22 protein-coding genes are annotated in these 24,925 nt (G+C 55.4%); 9 read left to right on the top strand and 13 right to left on the bottom strand.

Annotated features, from left to right (window positions below; genetic code table 11):
* Positions 1-162: 162 nt before the first annotated feature.
* Together dld and SK50_RS17190 are read left to right on the top strand one after the other, a co-directional pair.
* Positions 163-1,920 (top strand): D-lactate dehydrogenase, encoded by a 1,758-nt coding sequence (dld, locus tag SK50_RS17185; RefSeq protein ID WP_048229750.1) that lies wholly within the window; start codon positions 163-165, stop codon positions 1,918-1,920.
* A 102-nt stretch (positions 1,921-2,022) separates the two neighbouring features.
* On the top strand, positions 2,023-2,577 hold the full coding sequence (locus tag SK50_RS17190) for a GNAT family N-acetyltransferase (protein WP_015572330.1): 555 nt from the start codon (positions 2,023-2,025) through the stop codon (positions 2,575-2,577).
* Positions 2,578-2,682: 105 nt separating this feature from the next.
* Here SK50_RS17190 and pbpG read toward each other — a convergent pair whose 3' ends face one another.
* Together pbpG and SK50_RS17200 are read right to left on the bottom strand one after the other, a co-directional pair.
* A complete protein-coding gene (gene pbpG / locus SK50_RS17195) occupies positions 2,683-3,606 on the bottom strand; it encodes a D-alanyl-D-alanine endopeptidase (protein WP_015572329.1) in 924 nt (307 codons plus the stop codon).
* A 167-nt stretch (positions 3,607-3,773) separates the two neighbouring features.
* Positions 3,774-4,361: a Yip1 family protein gene (locus SK50_RS17200; protein ID WP_003859296.1), complete on the bottom strand. Its 588-nt coding sequence runs from the start codon at positions 4,359-4,361 to the stop codon at positions 3,774-3,776.
* Positions 4,362-4,518: 157 nt separating this feature from the next.
* On the opposite strand from SK50_RS17200, the gene SK50_RS17205 reads away from it, so the two are divergent.
* On the top strand, positions 4,519-5,091 hold the full coding sequence (locus SK50_RS17205; protein ID WP_015572327.1) for a DedA family protein: 573 nt from the start codon (positions 4,519-4,521) through the stop codon (positions 5,089-5,091).
* Between the two features lie 89 nt (positions 5,092-5,180).
* On the opposite strand, the gene SK50_RS17210 is transcribed toward SK50_RS17205, so the two are convergent.
* The 3 genes from SK50_RS17210 to dusC all read right to left on the bottom strand — a co-directional run bounded on the left by SK50_RS17210 (position 5,181) and on the right by dusC (position 8,681).
* Complete coding sequence (locus SK50_RS17210) at positions 5,181-5,945, bottom strand: SDR family oxidoreductase (RefSeq protein WP_023295053.1); 765 nt, start codon at positions 5,943-5,945, stop codon at positions 5,181-5,183.
* Between the two features lie 50 nt (positions 5,946-5,995).
* Complete coding sequence (gene mdtQ / locus SK50_RS17215; protein WP_032619324.1) at positions 5,996-7,414, bottom strand: multidrug resistance outer membrane protein MdtQ; 1,419 nt, start codon at positions 7,412-7,414, stop codon at positions 5,996-5,998.
* A gap of 331 nt (positions 7,415-7,745) precedes the next feature.
* Positions 7,746-8,681, bottom strand: coding sequence for a tRNA dihydrouridine(16) synthase DusC (dusC, locus tag SK50_RS17220; protein WP_015572323.1), 936 nt, complete (start codon positions 8,679-8,681; stop codon positions 7,746-7,748).
* A 168-nt stretch (positions 8,682-8,849) separates the two neighbouring features.
* Here dusC and SK50_RS17225 point away from each other — a divergent pair, with 168 nt between their 5' ends.
* The 4 genes from SK50_RS17225 (at position 8,850) to sanA (ending at position 11,788) form a co-directional block, all read left to right on the top strand.
* Entirely contained in the window at positions 8,850-9,245 is a 396-nt protein-coding gene (locus tag SK50_RS17225) for a CidA/LrgA family protein (RefSeq protein WP_003859308.1), read from the top strand.
* Entirely contained in the window at positions 9,242-9,937 is a 696-nt protein-coding gene (locus SK50_RS17230) for a CidB/LrgB family autolysis modulator (RefSeq protein WP_015572322.1), read from the top strand. The genes SK50_RS17225 and SK50_RS17230 overlap by 4 nt, the downstream gene beginning before the upstream one ends.
* 128 nt (positions 9,938-10,065) lie before the next feature.
* Positions 10,066-10,950, top strand: coding sequence for a cytidine deaminase (cdd, locus tag SK50_RS17235; protein ID WP_032103253.1), 885 nt, complete (start codon positions 10,066-10,068; stop codon positions 10,948-10,950).
* A 127-nt stretch (positions 10,951-11,077) separates the two neighbouring features.
* The gene (sanA, locus tag SK50_RS17240) at positions 11,078-11,788 is read left to right on the top strand and encodes an outer membrane permeability protein SanA (protein WP_017383381.1); all 711 of its coding nucleotides are present in this window, start codon (positions 11,078-11,080) and stop codon (positions 11,786-11,788) included.
* 127 nt (positions 11,789-11,915) lie between these two features.
* Here the strand turns inward: sanA and mglC are convergent, their stop codons facing one another.
* The 7 genes from mglC to SK50_RS17275 form a co-directional block, all read right to left on the bottom strand.
* Positions 11,916-12,926, bottom strand: coding sequence for a galactose/methyl galactoside ABC transporter permease MglC (gene mglC, locus SK50_RS17245; RefSeq protein WP_003859318.1), 1,011 nt, complete (start codon positions 12,924-12,926; stop codon positions 11,916-11,918).
* A 15-nt stretch (positions 12,927-12,941) separates the two neighbouring features.
* Positions 12,942-14,462: a galactose/methyl galactoside ABC transporter ATP-binding protein MglA gene (gene mglA / locus SK50_RS17250; protein ID WP_003859320.1), complete on the bottom strand. Its 1,521-nt coding sequence runs from the start codon at positions 14,460-14,462 to the stop codon at positions 12,942-12,944.
* A gap of 79 nt (positions 14,463-14,541) precedes the next feature.
* Positions 14,542-15,540: a galactose/glucose ABC transporter substrate-binding protein MglB gene (gene mglB / locus SK50_RS17255; protein ID WP_017383382.1), complete on the bottom strand. Its 999-nt coding sequence runs from the start codon at positions 15,538-15,540 to the stop codon at positions 14,542-14,544.
* Between the two features lie 295 nt (positions 15,541-15,835).
* Positions 15,836-16,858 carry an HTH-type transcriptional regulator GalS gene (galS, locus tag SK50_RS17260; RefSeq protein ID WP_003859324.1) on the bottom strand — a complete coding sequence of 341 codons (1,023 nt, stop codon included), beginning with the start codon at positions 16,856-16,858 and terminating at the stop codon, positions 15,836-15,838.
* 155 nt (positions 16,859-17,013) lie between these two features.
* Complete coding sequence (gene yeiB, locus SK50_RS17265) at positions 17,014-18,171, bottom strand: DUF418 domain-containing protein YeiB (protein ID WP_048229752.1); 1,158 nt, start codon at positions 18,169-18,171, stop codon at positions 17,014-17,016.
* An 18-nt stretch (positions 18,172-18,189) separates the two neighbouring features.
* The gene (folE, locus tag SK50_RS17270) at positions 18,190-18,858 is read right to left on the bottom strand and encodes a GTP cyclohydrolase I FolE (protein ID WP_015572317.1); all 669 of its coding nucleotides are present in this window, start codon (positions 18,856-18,858) and stop codon (positions 18,190-18,192) included.
* Between the two features lie 102 nt (positions 18,859-18,960).
* On the bottom strand, positions 18,961-20,109 hold the full coding sequence (locus SK50_RS17275) for a YbfB/YjiJ family MFS transporter (RefSeq protein ID WP_017383385.1): 1,149 nt from the start codon (positions 20,107-20,109) through the stop codon (positions 18,961-18,963).
* 137 nt (positions 20,110-20,246) lie between these two features.
* Between SK50_RS17275 and fghA the strand changes: the two genes are divergently transcribed.
* Together fghA and SK50_RS17285 are read left to right on the top strand one after the other, a co-directional pair.
* Positions 20,247-21,074, top strand: coding sequence for an S-formylglutathione hydrolase (gene fghA / locus SK50_RS17280; RefSeq protein ID WP_017383386.1), 828 nt, complete (start codon positions 20,247-20,249; stop codon positions 21,072-21,074).
* A 267-nt stretch (positions 21,075-21,341) separates the two neighbouring features.
* Positions 21,342-23,327 (top strand): ligand-gated channel protein, encoded by a 1,986-nt coding sequence (locus SK50_RS17285; RefSeq protein WP_015572315.1) that lies wholly within the window; start codon positions 21,342-21,344, stop codon positions 23,325-23,327.
* Positions 23,328-23,381: 54 nt separating this feature from the next.
* Here the strand turns inward: SK50_RS17285 and SK50_RS17290 are convergent, their stop codons facing one another.
* Positions 23,382-24,851 carry an amino acid permease gene (locus SK50_RS17290; protein WP_045343786.1) on the bottom strand — a complete coding sequence of 490 codons (1,470 nt, stop codon included), beginning with the start codon at positions 24,849-24,851 and terminating at the stop codon, positions 23,382-23,384.
* Between the last annotated feature and the right edge of the window lie 74 nt (positions 24,852-24,925).

The following is a 24,925-nucleotide window of genomic DNA, read 5'->3' on the forward strand; positions in this document are numbered from 1 at the left end:
CGGGAAGCACCCGGCCAGACCGTGCGAAAAGCGCAGTGTGCCATAAAGCCTGAAAACCTTGCAGGGTTATTCTCTGATTTTTCTCATGAATACCCGACCGCTCAACGGCTAATCGCGCTATGCTTTACAGCGAGAAATTTGCCCCACCACAAGGAGTGGAAGATGTCTTCTGTTCGAACTGACGATAACACTACATTTATTAACGAACTGTCTCGCCTGGTTGGTCACTCTCACCTGCTTACCGACCCGGCCAAAACCGCCCGCTATCGGAAGGGCTTTCGCTCCGGCCAGGGCGACGCGCTGGCGGTAGTCTTCCCCGGTACGTTGCTCGAACTGTGGCGCGTGCTCAGCGCCTGCGTTGCGGCAGACAAGATTATTTTAATGCAGGCTGCGAATACCGGCCTGACCGAAGGCTCCACGCCGAACGGCAACGATTACGATCGTGACATCGTGATTATCAGCACCCTGCGCCTCGACAAACTGCACCTGCTGGACAAGGGCGAACAGGTGCTCGCCTTCCCCGGCACCACGCTTTACTCGCTGGAAAAAGCGCTTAAGCCGCTGGGACGCGAACCGCACTCGGTGATCGGCTCATCGTGCATTGGCGCCTCGGTGATCGGCGGGATCTGCAATAACTCCGGCGGCTCGCTGGTGCAGCGCGGCCCGGCTTACACGGAAATGTCGCTGTTCGCCCGTATCGATGAAAACGGCAAGCTGACGCTGGTTAACCATCTGGGGATCGATCTGGGCGTAACGCCTGAACAGATCCTCAGCAAACTTGACGATGACCGCGTGAAGGACGAAGACGTTCAGCACGATGGCCGTCACGCGCATGACCACGATTACATCACCCGCGTGCGCGATATCAATGCCGATACGCCGGCGCGCTATAACGCCGATCCGGATCGCCTGTTTGAATCCTCCGGCTGCGCGGGCAAGCTGGCCGTTTTTGCGGTGCGCCTCGATACCTTCCCGGCAGAGAAAAAGCAGCAGGTGTTTTACATCGGCACCAATCAGCCGGAGGTGCTGACGGAGATCCGTCGTCATATTCTGGCCGAGTTCACTCATCTGCCGGTGGCGGGCGAGTATATGCACCGGGACATTTACGACATCGCCGAGCGCTACGGCAAAGATACCTTCCTGATGATCGACAAGCTCGGCACCGACAAAATGCCGTTCTTCTTCACTATGAAGGGCCGCACCGACGCGATGCTGGAGAAAGTATCGTTGTTCAAACCGCACTTCACCGACCGCTTTATGCAGAAGCTGGGCCACGTCTTCCCGGCGCATTTACCGGAGCGGATGAAGACCTGGCGCGACAAGTATGAGCACCATCTGCTGCTGAAAATGGCCGGGGACGGCATTGCCGAAGCGCAGAGCTGGCTCACCGAATTCTTCAAAACCGCCGACGGGGATTTCTTTGCCTGTACGCCGGAAGAAGGCAGCAAAGCCTTCCTGCACCGCTTCGCCGCGGCGGGTGCTGCCATCCGTTATCAGGCGGTGCATTCCGAAGAGGTGGAGGATATTCTGGCGCTGGATATCGCCCTGCGTCGCAACGATACCGAGTGGTTTGAACATCTGCCGCCGGAGATCGACAGCAAGCTGGTGCATAAGCTCTATTACGGCCACTTTATGTGCTATGTCTTCCATCAGGATTACATCGTCAAAAAAGGGGTTGATGCACACGCGCTGAAAGAACAGATGCTGGCGCTGCTGCACGAGCGTGGCGCGCAATATCCTGCCGAGCACAACGTAGGACACCTGTACAAAGCGCCGGAGACGCTTAAACAGTTTTATCGCAAAAATGACCCTACAAACAGTATGAACCCGGGCATTGGTAAGACAACGCGGAAGAAATACTGGAAAGAGAGTGCCGAAACAGAGGAACACAATACGCAAGCCTCTGATGAACTCTTATAGCCAAATTTAAGAGATTGTTAAGCCCTCCTCAAACGTACTAGAGTATCTGCCTGTTGCCAGAGAAACGTTTCTCTGGCTTTCCAAACAAGGAGCGGGCAGAACATGTCGGCTGTAGAAATTTTCCCCGAAACTGAAATCGAGGTGCGCGACGCCCTTCCTGACGATGCGCATGCCATCTCGGCGATATACGCCTGGCATGTGCTTCATGGCCGTGCGTCCTTCGAGGAAATTCCTCCCACCGTCGATGAGATGCGTCAGCGGATGAAGAGCGTGACCGACAGCGGTTTACCGTGGCTGGTTGCGCTGTATCGCGGCATTGTTGTCGGCTACTGCTACGCCACGTTTTATCGTCCACGCCAGGCCTACCGGTACACCCTTGAGGAATCCATCTATGTGGATGCCAGCACTACCGGGCGCGGGTTTGGCTCGGCCTTACTCCAGGCACTGATCGCCCGTTGTGAACAAGGACCCTGGCGGCAGATGATTGCCGTGGTTGGTGACGGAAACAATAATGCGGGATCGTTACGGCTGCATAAAAAACATGGCTTCGAGGTTGTCGGTCAACTGCGCAGCGTGGGGTATAAGAAGGGCGACTGGCGGGATACGTTGATCATGCAGCGTCCACTCAACGATGGTGACTGGACGCTGCCGGAGTAGGCGCTTTCGCCCGGTGGCGCTTCGCTTACCGGGCCTACGTATCGGGGCCGCTTTAGGGCCGTAGGCCGGGTAAGGCGAAGCCGCCACCCGGCACAGACAGGCGGCTCAGTCGTTCTGCGCCGTCGCCATCTGTTCCGCTTTCTGCTTTTTATACGCCAGCGCTGAAGCCGGCACCGGCTGCACTTTCCCGGTTTCAATCCAGGTGCGCAGGCGGCTGGCGTCCGCAAAGTGGGTATATTTGCCGAAGGCATCCATCACCACCAGCGCCACTGGCTTACCGTTAAACACGGTGCGCATCACCAGGCAGTGCCCTGCCGCATTAGTGAATCCGGTCTTGGTTAACTGAATATTCCAGTTATCGCGATACACCAGATGGTTAGTGTTGCGGAACGGCAGCGTATACGCCGGGTTCGAGAATGTCGCCATCTCCTCACGCGTGGTACTGAGCTGACCGATCAGCGGGTATTGCTTACTGGCGATCAGCAGCTTGGTTAAATCACGCGCCGTCGAGACGTTATGAATCGACAGACCGGTTGGCTCTACGAAATGGGTATTTTTCATCCCCAGCGCTTTGGCTTTGGCGTTCATCGCGCGGATAAACGCGTCGTAACCACCAGGATAATGGTGGGCAAGGCTTGCCGCCGCGCGGTTCTCAGAGGACATCAGCGCCAGCAGCAGCATATTTTTACGGCTGATTTCACTGTTCAGACGCACGCGAGAGTAGATCCCTTTCATCTCTGGCGTGTGGCTGATATCCACCTTCAGCTTTTCGTCCAGCGGCAGTCGTGCATCAAGCACCACCATCGCGGTCATGACTTTGGTTATGGAAGCGATCGGGCGCACCAGATCCGGATGACTGGCGTAGATCACCTTGTTGGTATTCAGGTCAACGATCATCGCGCTGCCGGACGCAATCTGGGGTTGCGCAGCAGCGGTGGCGACTGCGGTCGTTTTGGCGATGGCTGGCGCGGTAGCGGAGACGCCCAGCAGCAGCGCAAGACTAAGGAGTGACACTCGAAATTTCAGCATGATGAGACTTCTGATAATGATTCACGCACGTTATGACGTACACCGCCTGTGTCAACGGATAAACACAGGCTGGCTTCGGCATCATAGCGATCACCGTGCGTTGTCGCCAGCGGAGAATCATAACCAGATGCTGCATTGCTGGCATTTACGCCAGCAATGCAGGGAACTTAAAAGAGACGGTATCCATAACCCCAAAGAATAACTGTCAGGGCCAGTAGCGCCTCAAGGACCAGTACGCCGATGGCAAGCGTAGAGCTGGAGAAGCTCAGGCCCTCTTCTTTATTGATATTGAGGAAGGTTGGCACCCCTACATACAGCAGATAACCGGTGTAAAAGAGGGCAACCGTACCGATCAGCGCGCACAGCCAGACCAGTGGATAGAGCGCGACAATACCGCTCAAAAACAGCGGGGTCGCGACGTATCCGGCGAAGACCATACAGTGTGCCAGCGACGGGCGCTGCGGATAGTTGCGCGCCATCCAGTGGATGACCCGCCCCATCACCGCCACCCCGGCCAGCATCAGGCCATAAAACAGAATGGCCAGGTACAGTCCGGTAAACCAGGAAAGCTGAACCACGGTGCCGTCACCAAAGTTCCAGCCTATCTGCGTAGTACCAATAAACGCGCAGACCACCGGCACCGCTGCCATCAGCAGGACATGGTGGGTATAGTGATGCGCGACCGTTTCGTTCTCGTTACGGATCACCTGCATTTCACGATCGGGATGGGAGAAAAGTCCCCAGACATGGTTCATAACGCCCCCTTGTTGTCGGCCCGTCAGCGATAGCTTAAGTATAATGCAGGCTTTAGATTATTTTATGTACAGTGGGAAATTTCCGTTGATTGCCGCGCGGTTGATGGATGGGGTATATGATTAACGCAGGCACAGTAAGGGAGATGACGTTTACGTAATGGATATCAACGGTCTTATTGAACAATATGGATACGCCGCGCTGGTGATCGGCAGCGTCGCGGAAGGCGAAACCATCACGCTGCTGGGCGGGGTGGCCGCACATCAGGGATTGCTGAAATTCTCGCTGGTGGTCGCCGCCGTCGCGTTGGGCGGTATGATTGGCGATCAGCTGCTCTACTTTCTGGGGCTGCGCTTTGGCCCGACGCTTTTGCAACGTTTTGCTAAGCATCAAAAGAAAATTCGCCGTGCTCAGCGGCTTATCCAGCGACGTCCCTGGCTGTTTGTGATTGGTACCCGCTTTATGTACGGCTTTCGCATCATCGGGCCAATACTGATTGGCGCGAGCCGCTTACCGCCGAAAATCTTCCTGCCGCTGAACATTCTCGGGGCGATTGCCTGGGCACTGATTTTCACCACGCTTGGCTACGTGGGTGGCGAAGTAATAGGTCCGTGGCTGCATAATCTCGATCAACATCTTAAACACTGGGCCTGGTTGATCCTGGTTGTTGCGGTGGTGATTGTGGTACGGCTGTGGCTCAAGCATCGCGAAAAGCGGCGGGATGAAGAGTGAGTTCGGCCTGCTGCCCCTCACCCTACCCCTCTCCCCAAACGCTATACACCCTCTCCCCTTGGGGGAGAGGGCTGAGGTGAGGGGAATGCTTATTCCGCAGGCTTAAACTGCGGATTCGCCAGCATAAAACCGCCGTCGACGATAAACGACTGCCCGGTGGTGTAGCTGGCGTCGCTGTCACACAGCCACGCCACCAGGCTGGCAATTTCTTTGGTATGCCCTGGCCGTGCCAGCGGGATTTCCGGCATTGCGCCTTCTTTCACTTCGCTGTCGTCCATATCATTCATCGGCGTGGCGATCGCTCCGGGCGCAACGGCGTTCACCAGAATCTTATGTTTAACCAGCTCCAGCGCCATCGACTTTGTTAACCCGCCCAGCGCATGTTTGGCCGCCGTATAGGCGCTGGCGTCCGGCAATGGCGTATGTTCATGCACCGAGGTGATATTCACGATCCGCCCCCCTTCCCCCTGCTTCACCATCTGACGCGCCGCGATTTGCGAGCAGAGAAACGCGCCGTCCACGTCAACGGTGAATATGTGCCGCCAGTCGTCAAACGACAGGTCCAGAAATGGCGCTTTATTCATCGCCCCGGCATTGTTAACCAGCACATCCAGCCGCCCGAAACGCGTAATCAGGGTTTCAATGGCCTTTGCGCCTTCCGGCAAATTGCTTAAGTCGAGATGAATGGCCTCGGCACGCTGCCCGCGCGCTTCAATTTCACGGCAGGTTGCCAGCGCCCCTTTCTCATCTGAATGCCAGGTTACTCCGACATCAAACCCGCGTTCGGCCAGCATCAGGGCCGTCGTTTTGCCAATTCCTGAATCCGATGCGGTAACAATTGCGACTCGCGTCATACTCACCTCCTGATAATCTGCAAAGAGGTAAGTATAGATAATGCGCAATGTTAGCCGTGATGATATCCGCCACCCAGCGCGGAGGTGAGCTGGAGCGTGGCATCCACGTATTGACCTTTCAGCATCAACCCGGCAATACGCTCTTTGAGCGCCGGAATTTTTGCTTCACTCACCCGGGAGCCGGCAATGATCCCGGCGCTGAAACGCGCCTGTGCCAGCGCAACGACGCGCGCCGCATCTTTTTCGATCTGCTGCTGGTGCTGATTTTTGGCGGTCAGAGTATCCACTTCGCTGGCCGTCCGGGCAACCTGGTTTACGGCATCTACCACGGCCTTGTTGTAGTTCGCCACGGAGAGGTTGTTTTGCGCCTGGGCGATATCCAGGTTCGCATTCAACCGACCGCTGTCAAAAATTGGCAGCGTCAGCCCGGCGGTTACGCCCATTTGCTGCGCAGATGAGCGGAACAGGTCACTCAGGTGCAATGCATCCTGCTGCAAGAATGCCATCAAATTGATGTCAGGGTAGAACGCGGCTCTGGCGGCATCCACTTCGCTCATGGATGCTTCGATATACCAGTGCGCCTCCTGCAAATCCGGGCGCCGAGCCAGCAGTTCATAACCGAGCGTTGATGGCAACGACGCCTCTGCGTCAGGTAAGGCATGCCGGGCGAGCGTGACTGAAGGGGTATGGGTCAACGCATTCAGACGCGCCTCAATGACCTTCATTTTGCCGTGCACGTCAGCGAGCTGTTCATCGGTTTTGCTGGCATTGATATCCGTTTCAACGCCTTCCACCGAGGAGGTAATGCCGTGCTGATAAAGCTCGCGATCGGCACCGATGATATTTTCCTGCTCCCGTTTGATTTGCGCGAGTACGTCACCCACCGCGGCCTCGGTCTGCCAGTCCCAGTACAGCCGCGCGACGCTGCTGGCGAGCAGCTGGCGGGTCTGCTCCAGCTCCGCTTTTTGCGCATTCACCTGACCGATGCGGGCCTCAATTTGGGCGCGGTTTTTACCCCATAAATCCAGATCCCAACCCGCCGTCAGACCAAAGGTGCCGTTGGTGTACCAGGGGCCGGTTGTCCCCGCCGCCGGGTCGGTCAGCGCAAATGGCCCCATCAGCCCCTCTGCCGACATTTTTTGCCGTTCAACATCTGCGGAAAAATCCAGCTGTGGACCCTCAGCAGCGACAGCGGCTTTCGCCTGTGCTTCCGCCAGGGTGATACGCTGACGGGCAATTTGCATATCCGGCGCATCCGCCAGCGCTTTGTCGATCAGCGCGTTGAGCTGGGGGTCGTTAAAGTCTTTCCACCATTCGCTTTTTGGCCAGTCGGCATGACGCAGTTGGGTATTTACAGCTGCGGCGGCGGCTTGCGTTTTTACTGGAGACACCGTGGCATGTTCCGGCGCGCAGGCGGCCAGCATAAAAACAAGAGGAGCACTCAGAGATAAAGTAAGAGAACGTTTCATTACGCCATGAACTCAAAAAAATAAAGGCGCAACTTACGCTTACTGACGTTCCGTTTTTTAGTAACGCGTGGCAATCTGCATATTGTTATACATTTTCATATCCGGAAATTTATTCCCCAAGACAATGATTTAATTTCATGTATTCATGCTAATTATGAATTGACTGCTACACTTACTTCGACAGACATACGCAGGAGAGGCGAATGAAAATATTATTGTGGGTTATTTTGATTATATTTCTGATAGGGCTGCTGGTGGTAACCGGCGTATTCAAGATGATTTTCTGATTCCGTTGCCCGGCTCCGCGCCGGGCAAACACTTCACACTTCGCTCAGGATTTTGACTGGATCACCCGGGCAATATCCGCAGACGTCTGTAGCGTACGGATCTCCTGAAATAATCCCAGCGCGTCGTCGTACTCTTTACGCAAATAACTCAGCCACTGCTTAATGCGCGCGACGTGATACAAGCCGGTATCGCCTTGCTTTTCCAGCCGCGTGTATTTTTGCAGTAGTTTCACCACATCCGCCCACGGCATCCGCGGCTCATTATATTTCACCACCCGGCTGAGGTTCGGCACGTTCAGCGCACCGCGGCCAATCATCACGGCATTACAGCCGGTCTCTTTGAGGCAGGCCTGCGCGCTCTCGTAATCCCAGATTTCGCCGTTGGCAATCACCGGGATCGTAAGCCGTTTGCGGATCTCGCCAATCGCCTGCCAGTTAATGCGCTCGGCTTTATAACCATCCTCTTTGGTTCGCCCGTGCACCACCAGCTCGGTGGCGCCCGCCTGCTGCACCGCGTCAGCAATTTCAAACTGCTTGTCGTCGCTGTCCCATCCCAGACGCACTTTGACCGTCACCGGCAGATGCGATGGAACCGCCTCACGCATGGCCTTTGCGCCGCGATAAATCAGCTCCGGATCTTTAAGTAGCGTCGCCCCCCCACCGCTGCCGTTGACCAGCTTTGACGGACAGCCGCAGTTAAGATCGACGCCGTACGAACCAAGCGCTACCGCGCGGGCGGCGTTTTCAGCCAGCCACTCAGGATACTGGCCGAGCAGCTGGACGCGCACCAGCGTACCGGACGGAGTGCGGCTCTGACGATGCAGTTCCGGGCAGAGACGATAAAATGATTTTTCTGGCAGCAACATATCGACCACGCGCAGAAACTCCGTCACGCAGAGATCGTAATCGTTCACCTCGGTAAGCAGCTCGCGCACGAGAGAGTCGAGCACACCTTCCATCGGGGCCAGTAAAACACGCATTCTGAGTACCTGTGAAAAAAGACGCGCTATAGTAGCTGCTCTCTATGTATGTTGAAAGCCCAGCGTTCCATTGCGGAATGTCTGGTATGCCCAAAATTCATGATGTGATCCGTGGCACATTTTCAGGTTTAATTGTATGATGAATACGTCTCAGCAAGGACTTTCACCATGAGCAAATCACTGAATACTATCTGGCAATACCTTCGCGCCTTCGTCCTCATTTATGCCTGCCTGTACGCCGGCATTTTTATCGCTTCGCTGCTGCCGATTACGATACCCGGCAGCATTATCGGCATGCTGATCCTGTTTGTGCTACTGGCATTACAGGTGCTGCCCGCGAAATGGGTTAATCCGGGGTGCTTCGTTCTCATTCGCTATATGGCCCTGCTTTTTGTGCCTATCGGCGTTGGGGTGATGCAGTATTACGATGTGCTTAAAGCGCAGTTCGGCCCGATTGTGGTCTCCTGCGCCATCAGTACGCTGGTGGTATTCCTGGTCGTCAGCTGGAGTTCACACATTGTGCATGGCGAACGCAAGGTCGTCGGGGAGAAAACAAAAAAATGATGGCGAATATCTGGTGGTCCCTGCCGTTAACCCTGGTGGTGTTCTTTGCTGCGCGTAAGCTTGCGGTGCGTTTCAAAATGCCGTTGCTCAACCCGCTGCTGGTCGCCATGGTGGTGATTATTCCTTTTCTGCTGCTCACCGGCATTCCTTATGAGCGTTACTTCGCCGGGAGCAAGATCCTCAACGATTTGTTGCAGCCTGCCGTGGTGGCGCTGGCGTTTCCTTTATATGAGCAACTGCATCAGATCCGCGCGCGCTGGAAATCCATCATTACCATCTGCTTTGTGGGTAGCCTTGTTGCGATGATCACCGGTACCTCGGTGGCCTTATTGATGGGCGCGTCGCCGCAGATCGCCGCCTCTATCCTGCCTAAATCCGTCACCACGCCGATTGCCATGGCCGTGGGCGGCAGCATCGGGGGCATTCCGGCCATCAGCGCCGTGTGCGTGATTTTCGTCGGTATCCTGGGCGCGGTGTTTGGTCATACGCTGCTGAATATCATGAAAATTCGGACCAAAGCGGCACGCGGTCTGGCGATGGGTACCGCCTCGCACGCGCTGGGCACCGCACGCTGCGCGGAACTGGATTATCAGGAAGGGGCATTCAGCTCGCTGGCGCTGGTGATCTGCGGGATTATCACTTCCCTGGTCGCGCCGTTTATCTTCCCGATTATTCTGGCAGTCATGGGCTAAAATTTGCGATGCGTCGCGCAAATTTCATTTTCATTTCATAAGTTGCACACATAATGAGATTTGGATCACATATAAAGGCCGTACGGCTCCGTACACTACCGATCCATTAACCTTGATGAGGCAACGTCATGCATCCACGTTTTCAAGCTGCTTTCTCTCAGCTTGCAGAGAATTTGCAATCAGCCCTGGCTCCGGTTCTGGCGGATGCGCATTTCCCCGCCCTGCTGACGGCAGATCAGGTCACGACCCTTAAACAGGCAACGGGGCTGGACGAAGACGCGCTGGCTTTCGCCCTGCTGCCCCTGGCGGCTGCCTGCGCCCGCGCTGACCTTTCCCATTTCAACGTAGGCGCAATTGCGCGCGGCGTGAGCGGAACCTGGTACTTCGGCGGAAACATGGAGTTTCTTGGTGCGACCATGCAGCAAACCGTCCACGCGGAGCAGAGCGCCATCAGTCACGCCTGGCTGCGCGGCGAAAAAGCCCTGCGCGCCATCACCGTCAACTATACCCCTTGCGGCCACTGCCGCCAGTTTATGAATGAGCTGAACAGCGGTCTTGAACTGCGTATCAACCTGCCGGGACGCGCACCGCATACGCTGGGTGATTACCTGCCGGATGCTTTCGGCCCGAAAGATCTTGAGATCAAAACCCTGCTGATGGACGAGCAGGACCACGGTTATGCGCTCTCGGGAGATGAGCTGAGCGAAGCGGCCATTGCCGCCGCCAATAAAAGCCACACGCCCTACAGCAAATCTCCAAGCGGCGTCGCCCTTCAGTGCCGCGACGGCCGCATCTTCACCGGCAGCTATGCAGAGAACGCCGCATTTAACCCGACGCTGCCTCCGCTCCAGGGTGCCCTGAACCTGCTTAGCCTGAACGGGTATGACTACCCGGATATTCAGCGCGCAATCCTGGCTGAAAAGGCCGATGCGCCGCTGATCCAGTGGGACGCGACCGCAGCCACGCTGAAAGCGCTGGGCTGTTCAACCATCGACCGCGTGCTGCTGGCATAATCTGTTCGGCGGGCAGAGTTGCCCGCCAGTCTGACGAAAAACCCCTCAGTTGAATCGCTGTTTCTTGCGCTAACCAGGCGGGTACAGTAGCCTGAGGGAAATTTCATCATCGGTACGAGCCATCTGCATGTTAAAGCGCGTGTTTTACAGCCTGTCTGTCCTGGTCGGCATACTGCTGTTGATCGTGCTGGGCCTCGACCGCTGGATGAGCTGGAAAACAGCCCCCTACATTTTTGATGACCTACAGGATCTCCCCTACCGTCAGGTTGGTGTGGTGCTTGGCACCGCCAAGTATTACCGCACTGGCGTCATAAATCAGTATTACCGGTATCGTATTCAGGGCGCGCTGAACGCCTATAACAGCGGCAAGGTGAACTATCTGCTGCTGAGCGGCGATAACGCGCTGCAAAGCTATAACGAGCCGGTGACGATGCGCAAAGATCTGATTGCCGCAGGCGTCGACCCGGCCGATATCGTGCTCGACTACGCCGGATTCCGCACGCTTGATTCCATCGTGCGTACCCGCAAGGTGTTCGACACCAATGATTTCATCATCATTACCCAGCGTTTCCACTGCGAGCGGGCGCTGTTTATCGCCCTGCATATGGGCATTCAGGCGCAGTGTTATGCGGTGCCATCGCCAAAGGATATGCTGAGCGTGCGCGTACGTGAGTTTGGCGCTCGTTTTGGCGCGCTGGCTGACCTGTACTTATTCAAACGTGAACCGCGCTTTTTAGGCCCGCTGGTGCCGATCCCAACGATGCACGAAGTGCCGGAGAATGCACAGGGTTACCCGGCGGTAACGCCAGAGCAGTTGCTGGAAATTCAGAAGAAGTAATAACTTTTGTCGGGTGGCGGCTTCGCCTTACCCGACCTACGATCGCGATTTTGTAGGCCCGGTACGCGTCGCGCCATCGGGCAAAAAAAGGCCCGCTACGTGAGCGGGCCTTTTCATTCTGAAGATCTTACTTCTTACGCGCGTACTTCAGTGAATCCAGCGCAACCGCGAAGATGATGATGGCGCCCTTGATGATGTACTGCCAGTAGGGGTTCACGCCGATGTAGGTCAGGCCGTAGTTGATAACGGTGAAGATGATCACACCGGTCACCACGCCCAGCACGGTCCCCACGCCGCCGCTGAAGGAGACGCCGCCAACCACGCAGGCTGCAATCGCATCCAGTTCGTACATAAAGCCGAGGTTGTTGGTTGCAGAGCCGATACGGCCCGCTTCCAGCATCCCGCCGAAGGCGTAGAAGACCCCGGACAGGGCGTAAATCATCAGCAGGTTCAGAGCCACGTTGACCCCGGACACTTTCGCCGCTTCAGGGTTACCGCCGATAGCAAAGATGTTTTTACCGAAGCGGGTTTTGTTCCACAGGATCCAGACGAACGCCACCGCAATCAGCGCATAGAAGGTGATGTAAGAGAGACGGAAGCTGCCCAGCGCAACAAACCCCTGCGTGAAGGTCGAGAAGCCGCTGTCGAAGCCAGAGATTGGAGACGCGCCGACGAAATCGTAGTACAGGGAGTTGATACCATAAACGATGATCATCGTGCCAAGCGTGGTGATGAATGGCGTAACGTTCAGGTAAGCAATGATGATGCCGTTAATCAGGCCAATTACCGCGCCGATGGCGCACACGATCAGGATCACCACGAAAATCGGCATGGTCGCCATCTCCGGGAACACCTTGTTGGCGTTTTCCATCGACTGCAACAGGGTTGCCGCAATGACCGCCGCCAGACCCACCTGGCGCCCTGCCGAAAGGTCAGTCCCCTGGGTAACGATAAGTCCCGCCACGCCAAGCGCGATAATAATACGTACGGAAGACTGGGTCAGAATGTTACTCAAGTTCAGCAGACTTAAGAACGTAGGGTCCTGGAAAATAATAATCGCCAGCAAGACTAAAAGAACAACGTAAATACCGCCTTCTTTCAGATAAGTGAGAAAACTTTTTTTATTTAACGCACTCATGAGGAGCCCCTGATCTTAAAGGTGCAAAGACGCAAGACGCAAAATTTCGTTTTGCGTTGTCGTTTTGGTTTCAACAATACCGGCAACGAGACCATTGCTCATAACCAGAATACGGTCTGTGATCCCTAACAATTCCGGCATTTCGGAAGAAATAATAATGATCCCTTTATCTTTTTTCGCCAGCTCGGCGATTAGCTGGTAAATCTCAAATTTTGCACCCACGTCGATACCGCGCGTAGGTTCATCCAGCATCAGAATTTCAGGCTGGGTTAATAGCCAGCGACCAATAATGACTTTCTGCTGGTTCCCTCCCGAGAGTGAGCCAATTTGCGTGCGGTGGCCCGGCGTTTTCACGCGCATGGAGTCAATCACCCACTGGGTATCGCTCTTCATGCGGGAATTATCCAGCAGCCCGACTTTATTTTTATAATTGCGAATATTAGAAATTAACGAGTTAAAGTTAATATCCAGATAAGCGTAAATACCGGTGGAACGACGCTCTTCCGTCACCAGCGCAAAGCCATTATTAATGGCTTCGTTGGCGTTGTGGTTGTTGATCTTCTTACCGTGCAGCGTAATGGTGCCTTCGGCTTTCTCACGGATACCAAACAGGGTTTCCACGATATCGGTGCGCTTGGCGCCCACCAGCCCTGCGATGCCAAGGATCTCCCCCTTGTGCAGATCGAAAGAGACATCGCGGATAGACGGCTGACGCAGCGAGGTCAGGTTACGCACCTCCAGAATCACTTCGCCTGGCTTGTTTTCTTTATCCGGGAAGCGCTGGTTCAGAGAACGGCCAACCATCATGGCGATGATCTTGTCCATATCCAGCCCTTCCAGCGGCTGGGTGGCGATCCACTGGCCGTCGCGCAGGATGGTGATTTCATCGCACAGCTGGAAGATCTCTTCCATTTTATGTGAGATATAGACAATGCCGCAGCCGCGATCTTTCAGCTTACGAATAATGGTAAAAAGGTGGTTAACCTCTTTTTCCGTTAATGACGATGTCGGTTCATCCATGATCACGATTTTCGCATCATAGGAGAACGCTTTGGCAATTTCGATCATCTGCATCTGGGAAACGGATAATGTCCCGACGCGTGCGCGCGGATCGATATCAATATCCAGCTCATCAAAAATGGCTTTGGTGTCGCGATACATTTTATCCTGATCGACAAAGACACCTTTGGTTGGATAACGACCCAACCACATATTATCCATAACTGAACGTTGCAGAACCAGGTTTAATTCCTGGTGTACCATCGAGATACCGTTCTCCAGCGCTTCTTTCGCTGAATGGAAGTCGATCTCTTTTCCCTGAAAAAGAATGCTGCCAGAATCTTTTTGATAGATCCCAAAGAGGCATTTTAATAATGTTGATTTACCCGCACCGTTTTCACCCATTAACGCATGAATAGAGTGTGGACGAACTTTTAAATTAACATTATCGAGCGCCTTAACACCGGGGAATGACTTGTTGACACCGGTCATTTCCAACAAGTATTCACCGGACGACTGAGTAGTTGTGCTGACCATAATTATACCTTGTTGGCCTCGCATATCGCGTTATAAAAGGGCGCAACGAATTGCGCCCAGTGAAGACAATGCAGATAACTTATTTACCGATAAACTCAGCCAGGTTGGACTGGTCTACGCCCACGTAAGGAACGCGAACGATTTTGTTGTCAATTTTCCAGTTAGTCCCGTCAGCGGCGCCTTTACCGTCGGCCAGGTTTTTCGCCAGATCGAAGGTGGCTTTCGCCTGGTTGTTGGCATCGTTCAGCACGGTACCGGCCATAGCGCCAGATTTCACCAGCGCCAGCGCTTCTGGCAGGGCATCCACACCGAACACAGGAATGGCGGACTTGTTGTGGGCTTTCAGGGCTTCAACGGCACCCATTGCCATCGCATCGTTGTTGGCGATGACCACTTCAATTTTGTTGGCGTTCGGACCAGAGAGCCACGCGTCCATCTTATCTTTCGCCTGAGCGGTGTCCCACATTGCGGTGTCTAACGCCAGCTGCTGGGTTTTCAGGCCCTTGTCGTTCAGCTCTTTAATAACGTAGGTGGTACGTGCTTCAGCATCCGGATGGCCCGGTTCGCCTTTCAGCAGAACGAACTGAATCTGACCATCTTTGTTCAGATCCCAGTTCGGGTTCGCCGCCCAGTGTTTCGCAATCAGATCGCCCTGGATAATCCCGGACTCTTTGGAGTCGGTACCCACGTAATACGCTTTGTCGTAGCTGTCCAGCGCCTTACGGGAAGGTTCTTTGTTGAAGAAGACAATTGGCACGTTCTGGCCGCGCGCTTTCTCGATCACCGTGCCTGCCGCCGCCGGGTCCACCAGGTTAATAGCCAGCGCTTTCACGCCTTTTGCCAGAAGAACGTCAATCTGATCGTTCTGTTTGGACTGGTCATTCTGGGAGTCATTCATCAGCAGCTGCACGTCTGGCGCTGATTTAGCATCTTTTTCAATTGCTTTACGCACAACGGACATGAAGTTGTCGTCGTATTTATAGATAGTCACGCCAATACGGGTATCCGCTGCGTGCGCTGCTGCGCCAAAAAGCATGCTTGCCATGACAGCAGACAGAGTCAACACCTTCTTATTCATGGTATCTCCGGTTTTTTTTATGCAGGGTAGTTCTTGTGAAAAACGGTCGGCGGGCAGAAGTTAATAAAACGTTACTGATCGCCGAAGTTCACTTATAAAATGTCCAGCTTCCGTGTTCGGTAACGCTCCAGAAATGCGTTTTATTCGTTGTTTGAGGCATGCTAGTAACGGTAAAAGTGAATAATCACCGTTACATTGTGTTTCAGCCCCTAAAACGCTGACATCATAGACAGCGGCTTGTTAAGATACTGTGAATTTACTCACAGATTGAAAACGGTTACATCACGTGATGTTATCAGTTAGTGATCGGAGCCACAGTTTGTCGGATAGCGACCGAATGGCGGCGTACTAAAGTCGGCATAAAACAATGCGTTGCGTCAGGATCTAACAGCCCTGCCGCCCCCTGTAACGCCAGCTCTGTCGCCAGTTTCGCCATCGACGCAATGGGGTAACGCACCGTTGTCAGCTGCGGATCGGTGTAACGGGCAATCGGGATATCGTCAAAGCCGATCAGCGATAAATGCTGTGGCACCGCAATGCCGTTGTCTTTCAGCGCGGTAAGCGCACCTGCCGCCATGCTGTCGTTATAGGCAAACACGGCCGTCAGCTGAAGATTACGCCCCAGCAGTTCCACCATTGCCGCTTCACCGCCCTGCATGTCCGGCGAACCGGTACCTACCCAGCTTTCCAGCGGCGCAATGCCCTGCTCTTTCAGGGCGTTTTGCCAGCCCTCGCGGCGCATCATGTCGTCTTCAATACCGTGGCTGGAGGCCAGATAACCAATGCGCTGATGGCCGTTGCTGATGAGCATCCGCGTCGCCATCATCGCGCCGCTGATGTTATCCAGACCGACGCAGCGGTGCGCGTAGCCGGGGACGATACGGTTGATCAGCACCATGCCGGGGATCTGCTCCATAAACCCGGCCAGCTCTTCATCGCTCAGGGCTTTAGAGTGCACAATCAGGGCGTTACAGCGCTGGCGGATCAGTACCTCAATGGCATAACGCTCTTTTTCAGCCTCGTGATAGCTGTTGCCAATCAGCACATATTTCTGGTGCTGCTGGGCAACGACGTCCACCGCTTTGACCAGCGCGCCGAAGAAGGCGTCCGACACGTCCATCACCACTACGCCAATGGTATCGCTGACCTGCGTCGCCAGCGCCTGGGCATTAGCGTTTGGCCGGTACCCCAGCTGGGTCACGGCTTTCATTACGGTTTCACGCGTTTCAGGGCTGACCAGCGCACTGTTGTTCAGCACGCGGGAGACAGTAGCAACAGAAACACCCGCCTGGCGGGCGACGTCACGAATGGTGATCATATTCACCACCCTTTAAAGGATTGCAGCAACTCACAGACACCCCCTGTGTTTAGCAAGGTGGCTATTCTGGCAGCGAGAGAGAGGAGACTACGTGAAGAAGCTCACACAGATGAAAACGCTTACATCCGTTTTGTTAATGATTGTGATCCAGATCGTTATCTGGATGTATTACGCAATGACACGCCCGAAGCACGGACGGTTAACCGTCGCCATGCCCATTCCAGCGGGCCCTGGCGGAAAAAACGCAGCCAGACAACCGAAAACACCACGTTAACAATCCAGACCGGAATAACAAAAGCCAGCAGCGTCAGGCGGTCGAATTTCATAAACAGGCCGAATCGGTAGAAAAGCGTGGTGCATATCAGCGTTTGCAGGATGTAATTGCTTAACGCCATCCGCCCAACGCAGGCCACCGCACTGACGATCCACAGGCGGGAAAGCTGGGGCCAGAAGCCGTAGATCAGCGCCGCATAGCCAATAGTCTGGAACGGCGCGCTCAGTTCGCGCGGCACCTGCAACAGGAATGCACACCAGCGGTAATCCCACTGAAGATGCCACTGCATCATCACCGCCGGGAGGTTGATGATCACGCCGAGCAGCACCAGCCCTGCTCCCGTACGACGATAGTGTCGCAGGCTAAATTCCCCTTTCAGCCAGCCGGTGCGCATCAGGACTGCGCCCATCAGCATCATCCCCGCCAGCTGCCAGCCGTATTGCGCGCCCAGCGCCAGCAGGTTATCGCCGAGCATATCGGCCCGGTTGCCTATCGCTTCCATGCCGCCTTTCAGCTTCCAGAACTGCTCATATTGCAGGTTGGCCGCATCCGGGATCCATGAACGACTGGTGGAAGCATCGGCAATCATGCCAAGCAGCAATAACACGGCCAGTCCCATGACATAGAGCATCACGCCGGTATTAAACAGGCTTTTCACACCGGGCGCGTCGCGGATCAGCCGCCAGCAAATCAGCCCCACCAGACCATACGCGAGCAGAATATCGCCGTCCCAGAACAGCAGCCCGTGAATAAAACCGAGGATAACCAGCAGCGTTAAACGCGATTGGATCCAGCGCGTACCGCGTTTGAGGAGAAGCTGAAGTCCCGCGCCAAACAGAAGCGCAAAGAGGGTCAGGAATTTAACCTGTGCAAAGAGATCGAGGATTGCCCACGTCCAGGCGTCGCTGCGCGTGATGTCGCCATACCACGCAGGATTCAGATAAGCGGCCTTCGGCAGACCGAAGGCGCTGATATTCAGCAGCAGGATACCGAGAATGGCGACGCCGCGAACAAAATCGAGCGTGACGTTTCGCTCCATGGTCCCTGCCCTGTCTGATTAGTTGTGGTGACGCACGGCGCGCAGGAACTCCTGGCGGGTGTTCTGGCTCGATTTGAACAGGCCGCCCAGCGAAGTGGTGGTGGTTGCGCTGGTTGCATCACGCACGCCGCGCGCTTTCACGCAGTAGTGCACCGCGTCGATAGACACCGCCACGTTGTTAGTACCCAACAGAGTTTGCAGTGCGGTCAGGATCTGCTGCGTCAGACGCTCCTGCACCTGCGGACGCTGGGCAAAGAACTGCACGATGCGGTTGATCTTGGACAGGCCAATGACCGTATCTTTTGGAATATAGGCCACCGTCGCTTTACCATCGATGGTCACAAAGTGATGCTCGCAGGTGCTGGTCAGCGTGATATCGCGTACCGTCACCATCTCATCGACCTTCATCTTATTTTCAATGACGGTGATTTTCGGGAAGTTCGCGTAATCCAGGCCGGAGAAAATTTCGTCGACGTACATCTTCGCGATGCGGTGCGGCGTCTCCATCAGGCTGTCGTCGCTCAGATCGAGATTCAGCAGTTGCATGATCTCCGTCATATGGCCGGCGATCAGACTCTTGCGGGTATCATTGTCCAGCTCCTGCACGGGCGGGCGCAGTGGCGTTTCAAGACCGCGCGCAACCAGCGCTTCATGGACAAGGGCTGCTTCTTTACTGAGTGATGACATTCTTTTCTCCTGCAGGTGTGGCGTCTTTTGCCCTCGTTGTGGCAAAAGTGTGCGCTCATTGTGCGTGAGGCGACGCACATAATCCAGTATTCACGACGATAATTATTGCAATTGCTGTTGCCTTTCAGCCTGACGGTTCCAGACTAACGCTCCGCCAACGAACAGCGCGATCCCCGCCAGCCCCAGCGCAGGTTCCAGCCGATGCGTGAGCCAGGTCGACAGTGCCGACGTGACCGGACCCACCAGCTGACCAATGGCATACCCGGTGGTGAGCAGTCCCGCCATATAACGCGTGTGGTCTGGCGCCAGCTCGCGACCATACAAAAGAGAGAGCTGCACGGCGCAGAGGAATCCGCCGCCCACCAGCAGCCCACCCGTCAGCAAGCCGCCTATGCCCGGCAGCAGCCAGGCCGCCAGCACGCCAATCCCCTGTAACCACAGAACAATCGCCAGCCTGCGGTTAGCGCTTGATGTATGCCGCAGGGCAATGCTGAGCGCAATTCCCACCACCGAGGCGGCGCCAAATATCGGCCAGACAAACTGGGCAAACAGGCTGCCAGGAAAACGCACCGCCGCCATTTGCGATAAAAAGGTCGCCGGGAGGATATAGCCGAACCCTGCCAGGCTGTAGCTCCAGACCAGACGCTTGAGATCTGCGGTCAGCAGCAGCGGTTCAGGCGCGGTACCGGGCCGATGGAGCTGCCCGGACCGCGGCAGGTAGCGCGCCACCAGCACAATCAGCACCAGCGCCAGTACGCCGTAGATTTGCCATGCCGCCCCGGCGGACAAGGATTTCGCCTGAATATAGACCGCCAGCAGGCCGCTCAGGGCGATGCCGGCCCCGGGTCCGGCAAAGACGGCCGCACTGAGTCCCGGTTTGCCCAGCTGCCCCAGCCGCTCGTTGGTCCAGGCGGCAATCAGCACCATCGACCAGCCGCTCATGCAGCCGATCACAAAGCGCAGCAGACCGTGAACAACGGCATTATCTGCCGCCGCGGAGAGCAGCGTTAGCGCCACCGCACCGGTGATGCCAAGCCAGAGACGCGTTTCAACGAAGCGATGGGCGCGCATGGCATCCCATGCCCCCACCAGATAGCCCAGATAGTTCATTGCCGCCACCAGCCCCGCGCTGGTAAGCGTGAGTTGCCCGGCGGCTATCATCAGCGGCACCTGAGGCGTGAAGGCGAAGCGCCCTATCCCCATCGCCACGACCAGAACCACAAATCCGCTGAGCGCGATACGCAGCGCCATGATCGCTCCAATTGTTAAAGAAAAGTAAATTTATGATGCAACATCTCGCCGTCCTGCGAAAGTGAAAGTTGCTCACAGGTCAATGAAAACTCTGTATTATGCGTTTTATGAATCGTCTTACCTTTAAGGAGCCCTGCATGGAACTGCTCGAAGAGCATCGTTGTTTTGAAGGTCGACAGCAGCGCTGGCGGCACGACTCCACCACGCTGAATTGTGCTATGACGTTCAGCATTTTCCTGCCCCCTGCGGACAATCCACCGGTGCTGTACTGGCTTTCAGGCCTGACCTGCAACGACGAAAACTTCACCACCAAAGCGGGTGCCCAGCGTATTGCCGCCGAACTGGGCATTGCGCTGGTGATGCCAGATACCAGCCCGCGTGGCGATGACGTGGCCGACGATGCCGGATACGATTTGGGTAAAGGCGCCGGGTTCTATCTCAACGCCACGGAACAACCGTGGGCGAGCCATTACCGCATGTATGACTACATTCGCGATGAACTGCCTGCCCTGGTGCACTCTCAGTTCGCGGTCAGCGAGCGCTGCGCGATAAGCGGACATTCGATGGGTGGCCACGGGGCGCTGATAATGGCGCTGAAAAATCCGGGGAAATACACCAGCGTGTCCGCATTTGCGCCGATTGTGAACCCAACGCAGGTGCCGTGGGGGCAAAAAGCCTTTACGCACTATCTGGGTGAAGATGCAGAAAAATGGCAGGAATGGGACAGCTGCGCGTTGATGCTGGCGAGCGATTCGGTGAATGCGATCCCAATGCTTATCGATCAGGGCGATGCGGATCAGTTCCTCGCCGGACAGCTACAGCCTGCGGTGCTGGCGGAAGCCGCGCGCCAGAAGGACTGGCCGCTAACGCTGCGCATTCAGCCGGGATACGACCACAGCTATTACTTCATGGCGTCCTTTATTGAGGATCATCTCCGCTTCCATGCGGAGCATCTGTTCAGATAAGTTCCGCCTTTTGCCCGGTAGCGCCTCCTGCCTACCGGGTCTTCCCCTCCCCCTCTTTACATACTTTTATCCGCTTGAATCCAGCCTGATTTCTGTCGCCGACACCCAAACACAAATGATTTCAATTATCATTTGTGTTTACAATTCTACATTCTTTTGTACAATTCCAGGCTCTTCTCCATCTCAAAGAGTTCTTACAAGACAAAATCATACAGTTCTCAGGGTTATCCCGATGGAGTTTTATTCATTTTTATACGGAATGTACAAATGACAATACCGCGCATTAAGCTCCTGGCCGTCGCCATTGGCGCTGCCACATGTTCCCCCTTCGTTCACGCAGCCGATCAGGACACCGTTGTCGTCACCGCGACGGGTTTTGAACAAAAAATCCAGAATGCCCCCGCCTCCATCTCTGTGATTTCAAAACAGCAGATTGAAGATAAAGCCTACCGTGATGTTACCGATGCCCTGAGAGACGTCCCGGGCGTTGTCGTCACTGGCGGCGGGAGCAGCAGTGATATCAGTATTCGCGGCATGGCCTCTCAGTACACCCTGTTCCTGGTGAACGGCAAACGCGTCAGTACGCGAAGCACCCGCCCCAACAGCGACAACTCGGGTATTGAACAAGGCTGGCTGCCGCCGCTGGAGTCCATTGAGCGCATCGAGGTCATCCGCGGCCCGATGTCCTCGCTTTACGGCTCCGATGCTATGGGTGGCGTAATTAACGTCATTACCAAAAAAGTCTCGAACACTAAAGCCTGGACCGGTTCGTTGCATGGCGATGCGACCTTCCAGGAAAACAATGATTCCGGCGATATCTTCCAGACCAACGCCTACGCTTCTGGTCCCCTGATCGACGGACTGCTGGGCGCAAAAGTGACGGGGCTGTTGTCACGCCGCGCAGAAGATAAAATCGTGAACGGCTATAACGAGCAGAAAATGCGTAACGGTGGCATTACGCTGAACTTCACGCCGGACGAGAAGAACGATTTCGACCTCGACTTTGCTCGCGAGCTTCAGGACAGAAACAGCACCCCGGGGATGTCGAAAGCGGCTGAAACCTGCCGGGGAACAACCTGTACGCCAAATACCAAAAGCGACTCGCGCTATGAACACACGACCTACTCGTTAACCCACAGCGGGTATTACGACGATTTCAATACCACCAGCTATATCCAGCAGGAAGAGACCAATAATCCAGGTCGCAAAATGCGCTCCTATAACACCACCTTCAACAACCAGAACCAGATTTTCCTCGGCGATCATACGTTGACCCTCGGCGGGCAGTATCGTTATGAGAAACTGCGCGACAAGGGTAATCAGCTGGAAGCTGCTGACGGCCTGAACAAACTGACGCGCTGGAGCTGGGCCCTGTTTGCCGAAGATGAATGGGCAATGACGGAAAGCTTTACGTTGACCGGCGGCCTGCGTATGGACAAAGACCAAAACTACGGTACTAACTGGACGCCGCGCGGTTACGGCGTATGGCACCTGGCCGATCAGTGGACGTTAAAAGGCGGGGTTTCGGCTGGCTATCGTGCGCCGGATCTGCGTCAGTCGTCTGCCAGCTGGGGCCAGGTAACGGGTGGCGGCCGTCTTGACGGTATCATCGTTGGCAACCCGGATCTGAAACCAGAGAAGAGTCTGAGCGAAGAGCTCGCCCTGCTCTGGGATAACAACGATAACCTGAATGCCGGCGTAACGCTGTTTAATACCGACTTCAAGGACAAGATTACGGAAGTTCGCCGCTGTAACAGCAGCGCCGATCCCGCCTGTACGATTGGCGATCACAGCTATGATTTCGTCAGCGATCGCGTCAACGTGGACAAAGCCAACATGCGCGGTGTGGAGTCCTCCTTCGGGTGGAAAATCACGCGCGATGTGAACTGGACTGCAAACTACACCTATACGGAGTCCGAGCAGAAGAGCGGCCAGTTCTCCGGCAAGCCACTGAACAAAATGCCGAAACACATGTTCAACACTACCCTGGACTGGCAGGCGACGCCAGATGTCGGATTCTGGAGCCGTCTGAACCTGCGCGGTAAAACGTCTGAGTACCTGAGCCGCACGTCAATGTCCCAGGGTACGCCGTCCTACACTCAGGTTGATGTCGGTATGCGCTACAACGCCAACAAAAACCTGCTGGTTACTGCCGGTGTGTATAACGTGCTCGATAAGCAGATTGATTACGATACGTATGACACCGTGCTGGATGGCCGTCGCTATACCGTCGGCATGACCTACAGCTTCTGATCTGCCCATAAAAAAGCCCGCTCAACTGAGCGGGCTAAAAGAGAGGAAGTGCGGTTATTGTTTAAATCGTTCCGGGAAATCCATTTCACTGTAGCGAACGAAGCGTGTTCCTTTCGTCAGTTTGTAGCCAAACCAGATGATCAGGAACAGCGGAATGCCAATATAGGTGGCCGTGACGGCGCCCCAGTCAATGGTGTCCGCAAGGAAGGCCTCATAGTTCTGACCCAGGGTAATAATCAGGCACAGAACGAAGGCGAAGATCGGCCCCAGCGGGAAGAACCCTGACCGGTACGGCAGATTATTCAGATCATGACCCTGCTTGACGTACCCGCGACGGAAACGGTAGTGGCTGATGGCAATGCCCAGCCAGGCAATGAAGCCCGTCATACCAGAGGTGTTAAGCAGCCACAGGTAGACCGTCTGATTGCCGAACATGGAGGTCAGGAAACAGAGACCCGCAATCACCGTGGTCGCATACAGCGCGTTGCGCGGCACGCCACCGCGAGACAGTTTCGAGAAAATACGCGGCGCTTTACCGTCGCAGGCCAGGGTGTAGAGCATGCGGGTGGAGGCGTACATCCCGGAGTTACCCGCAGACAGTACCGCCGTCAGGATCACCGCGTTCATCACCGCCGCGGCAGAGAGCAGACCCGCGTGCTGGAAGACCAGCGTGAACGGGCTGACGCTGATGTCTTTCACATCGTTACGCAGCAGGCTTGGGTCGGTATACGGAATAATCAGGCTGATAATCAGGATCGCGAACACATAGAACAGCAGGATACGCCAGAACACCTGACGCACCGCGCGCGGAATGTTCTTCTCCGGGTTTTCGGATTCACCGGCCGCGATACCAATCAGCTCGGTACCCTGGAAGGAGAAGCCGACAATCATCGCCACGCCAATCATCGCCGAGAAGCCCCCGGCAAACGGCGCATCGCCTATAGTCCAGTTACTCCAGCCCGCCGGTTCAGCCCCTTTGAAAATACCAACGATCATCGCCACACCGACGACGATAAAGATGATGACGGTTGCCACTTTAATCAAAGAGAACCAGTATTCCGCTTCGCCAAAGCCGCGCACGGAGATGTAGTTCAGCAGGAAGATGACCGCCAGGAACAGGGCGCTCCAGATCCAGCCTGGCGTGTCCGGGAACCACCAGGTCATCACCAGCTGTGCCGCGACGAGGTCAACGGCGATGGTCACCGCCCAGTTGTACCAGTAGTTCCAGCCCAGCGCGAAGCCGAAGCCTTCCTCAACGTATTTTTGTCCGTAGGTCGAAAACGAACCAGACACCGGCATGTATGCCGCCAGTTCACCCAGGCTGGTCATCAGGAAGTAGACCATCAGGCCAATCAGGATATAAGAGAATAGTGCCCCACCCGGGCCGGCTGTCGAAATTGTTGCGCCAGAGGCAACGAAAAGACCCGTACCGATGGAGCCGCCAATGGCGATCATCGTCAGGTGACGCGCCTTAAGTGCGCGACGTAGCGCGGGCGCTTCTGTGGTTTTAGTTTCTGAAACCATGTGAAAATGCTGTCCATTCAATAAATGAGGCGCGATTGTAGCAGACGATCTGCGTTGCTTCCGGCAGAAATGCT

This window comes from Enterobacter sp. BWH64, assembly GCF_001037645.1.
Taxonomy (GTDB): domain Bacteria; phylum Pseudomonadota; class Gammaproteobacteria; order Enterobacterales; family Enterobacteriaceae; genus Enterobacter; species Enterobacter hormaechei_C.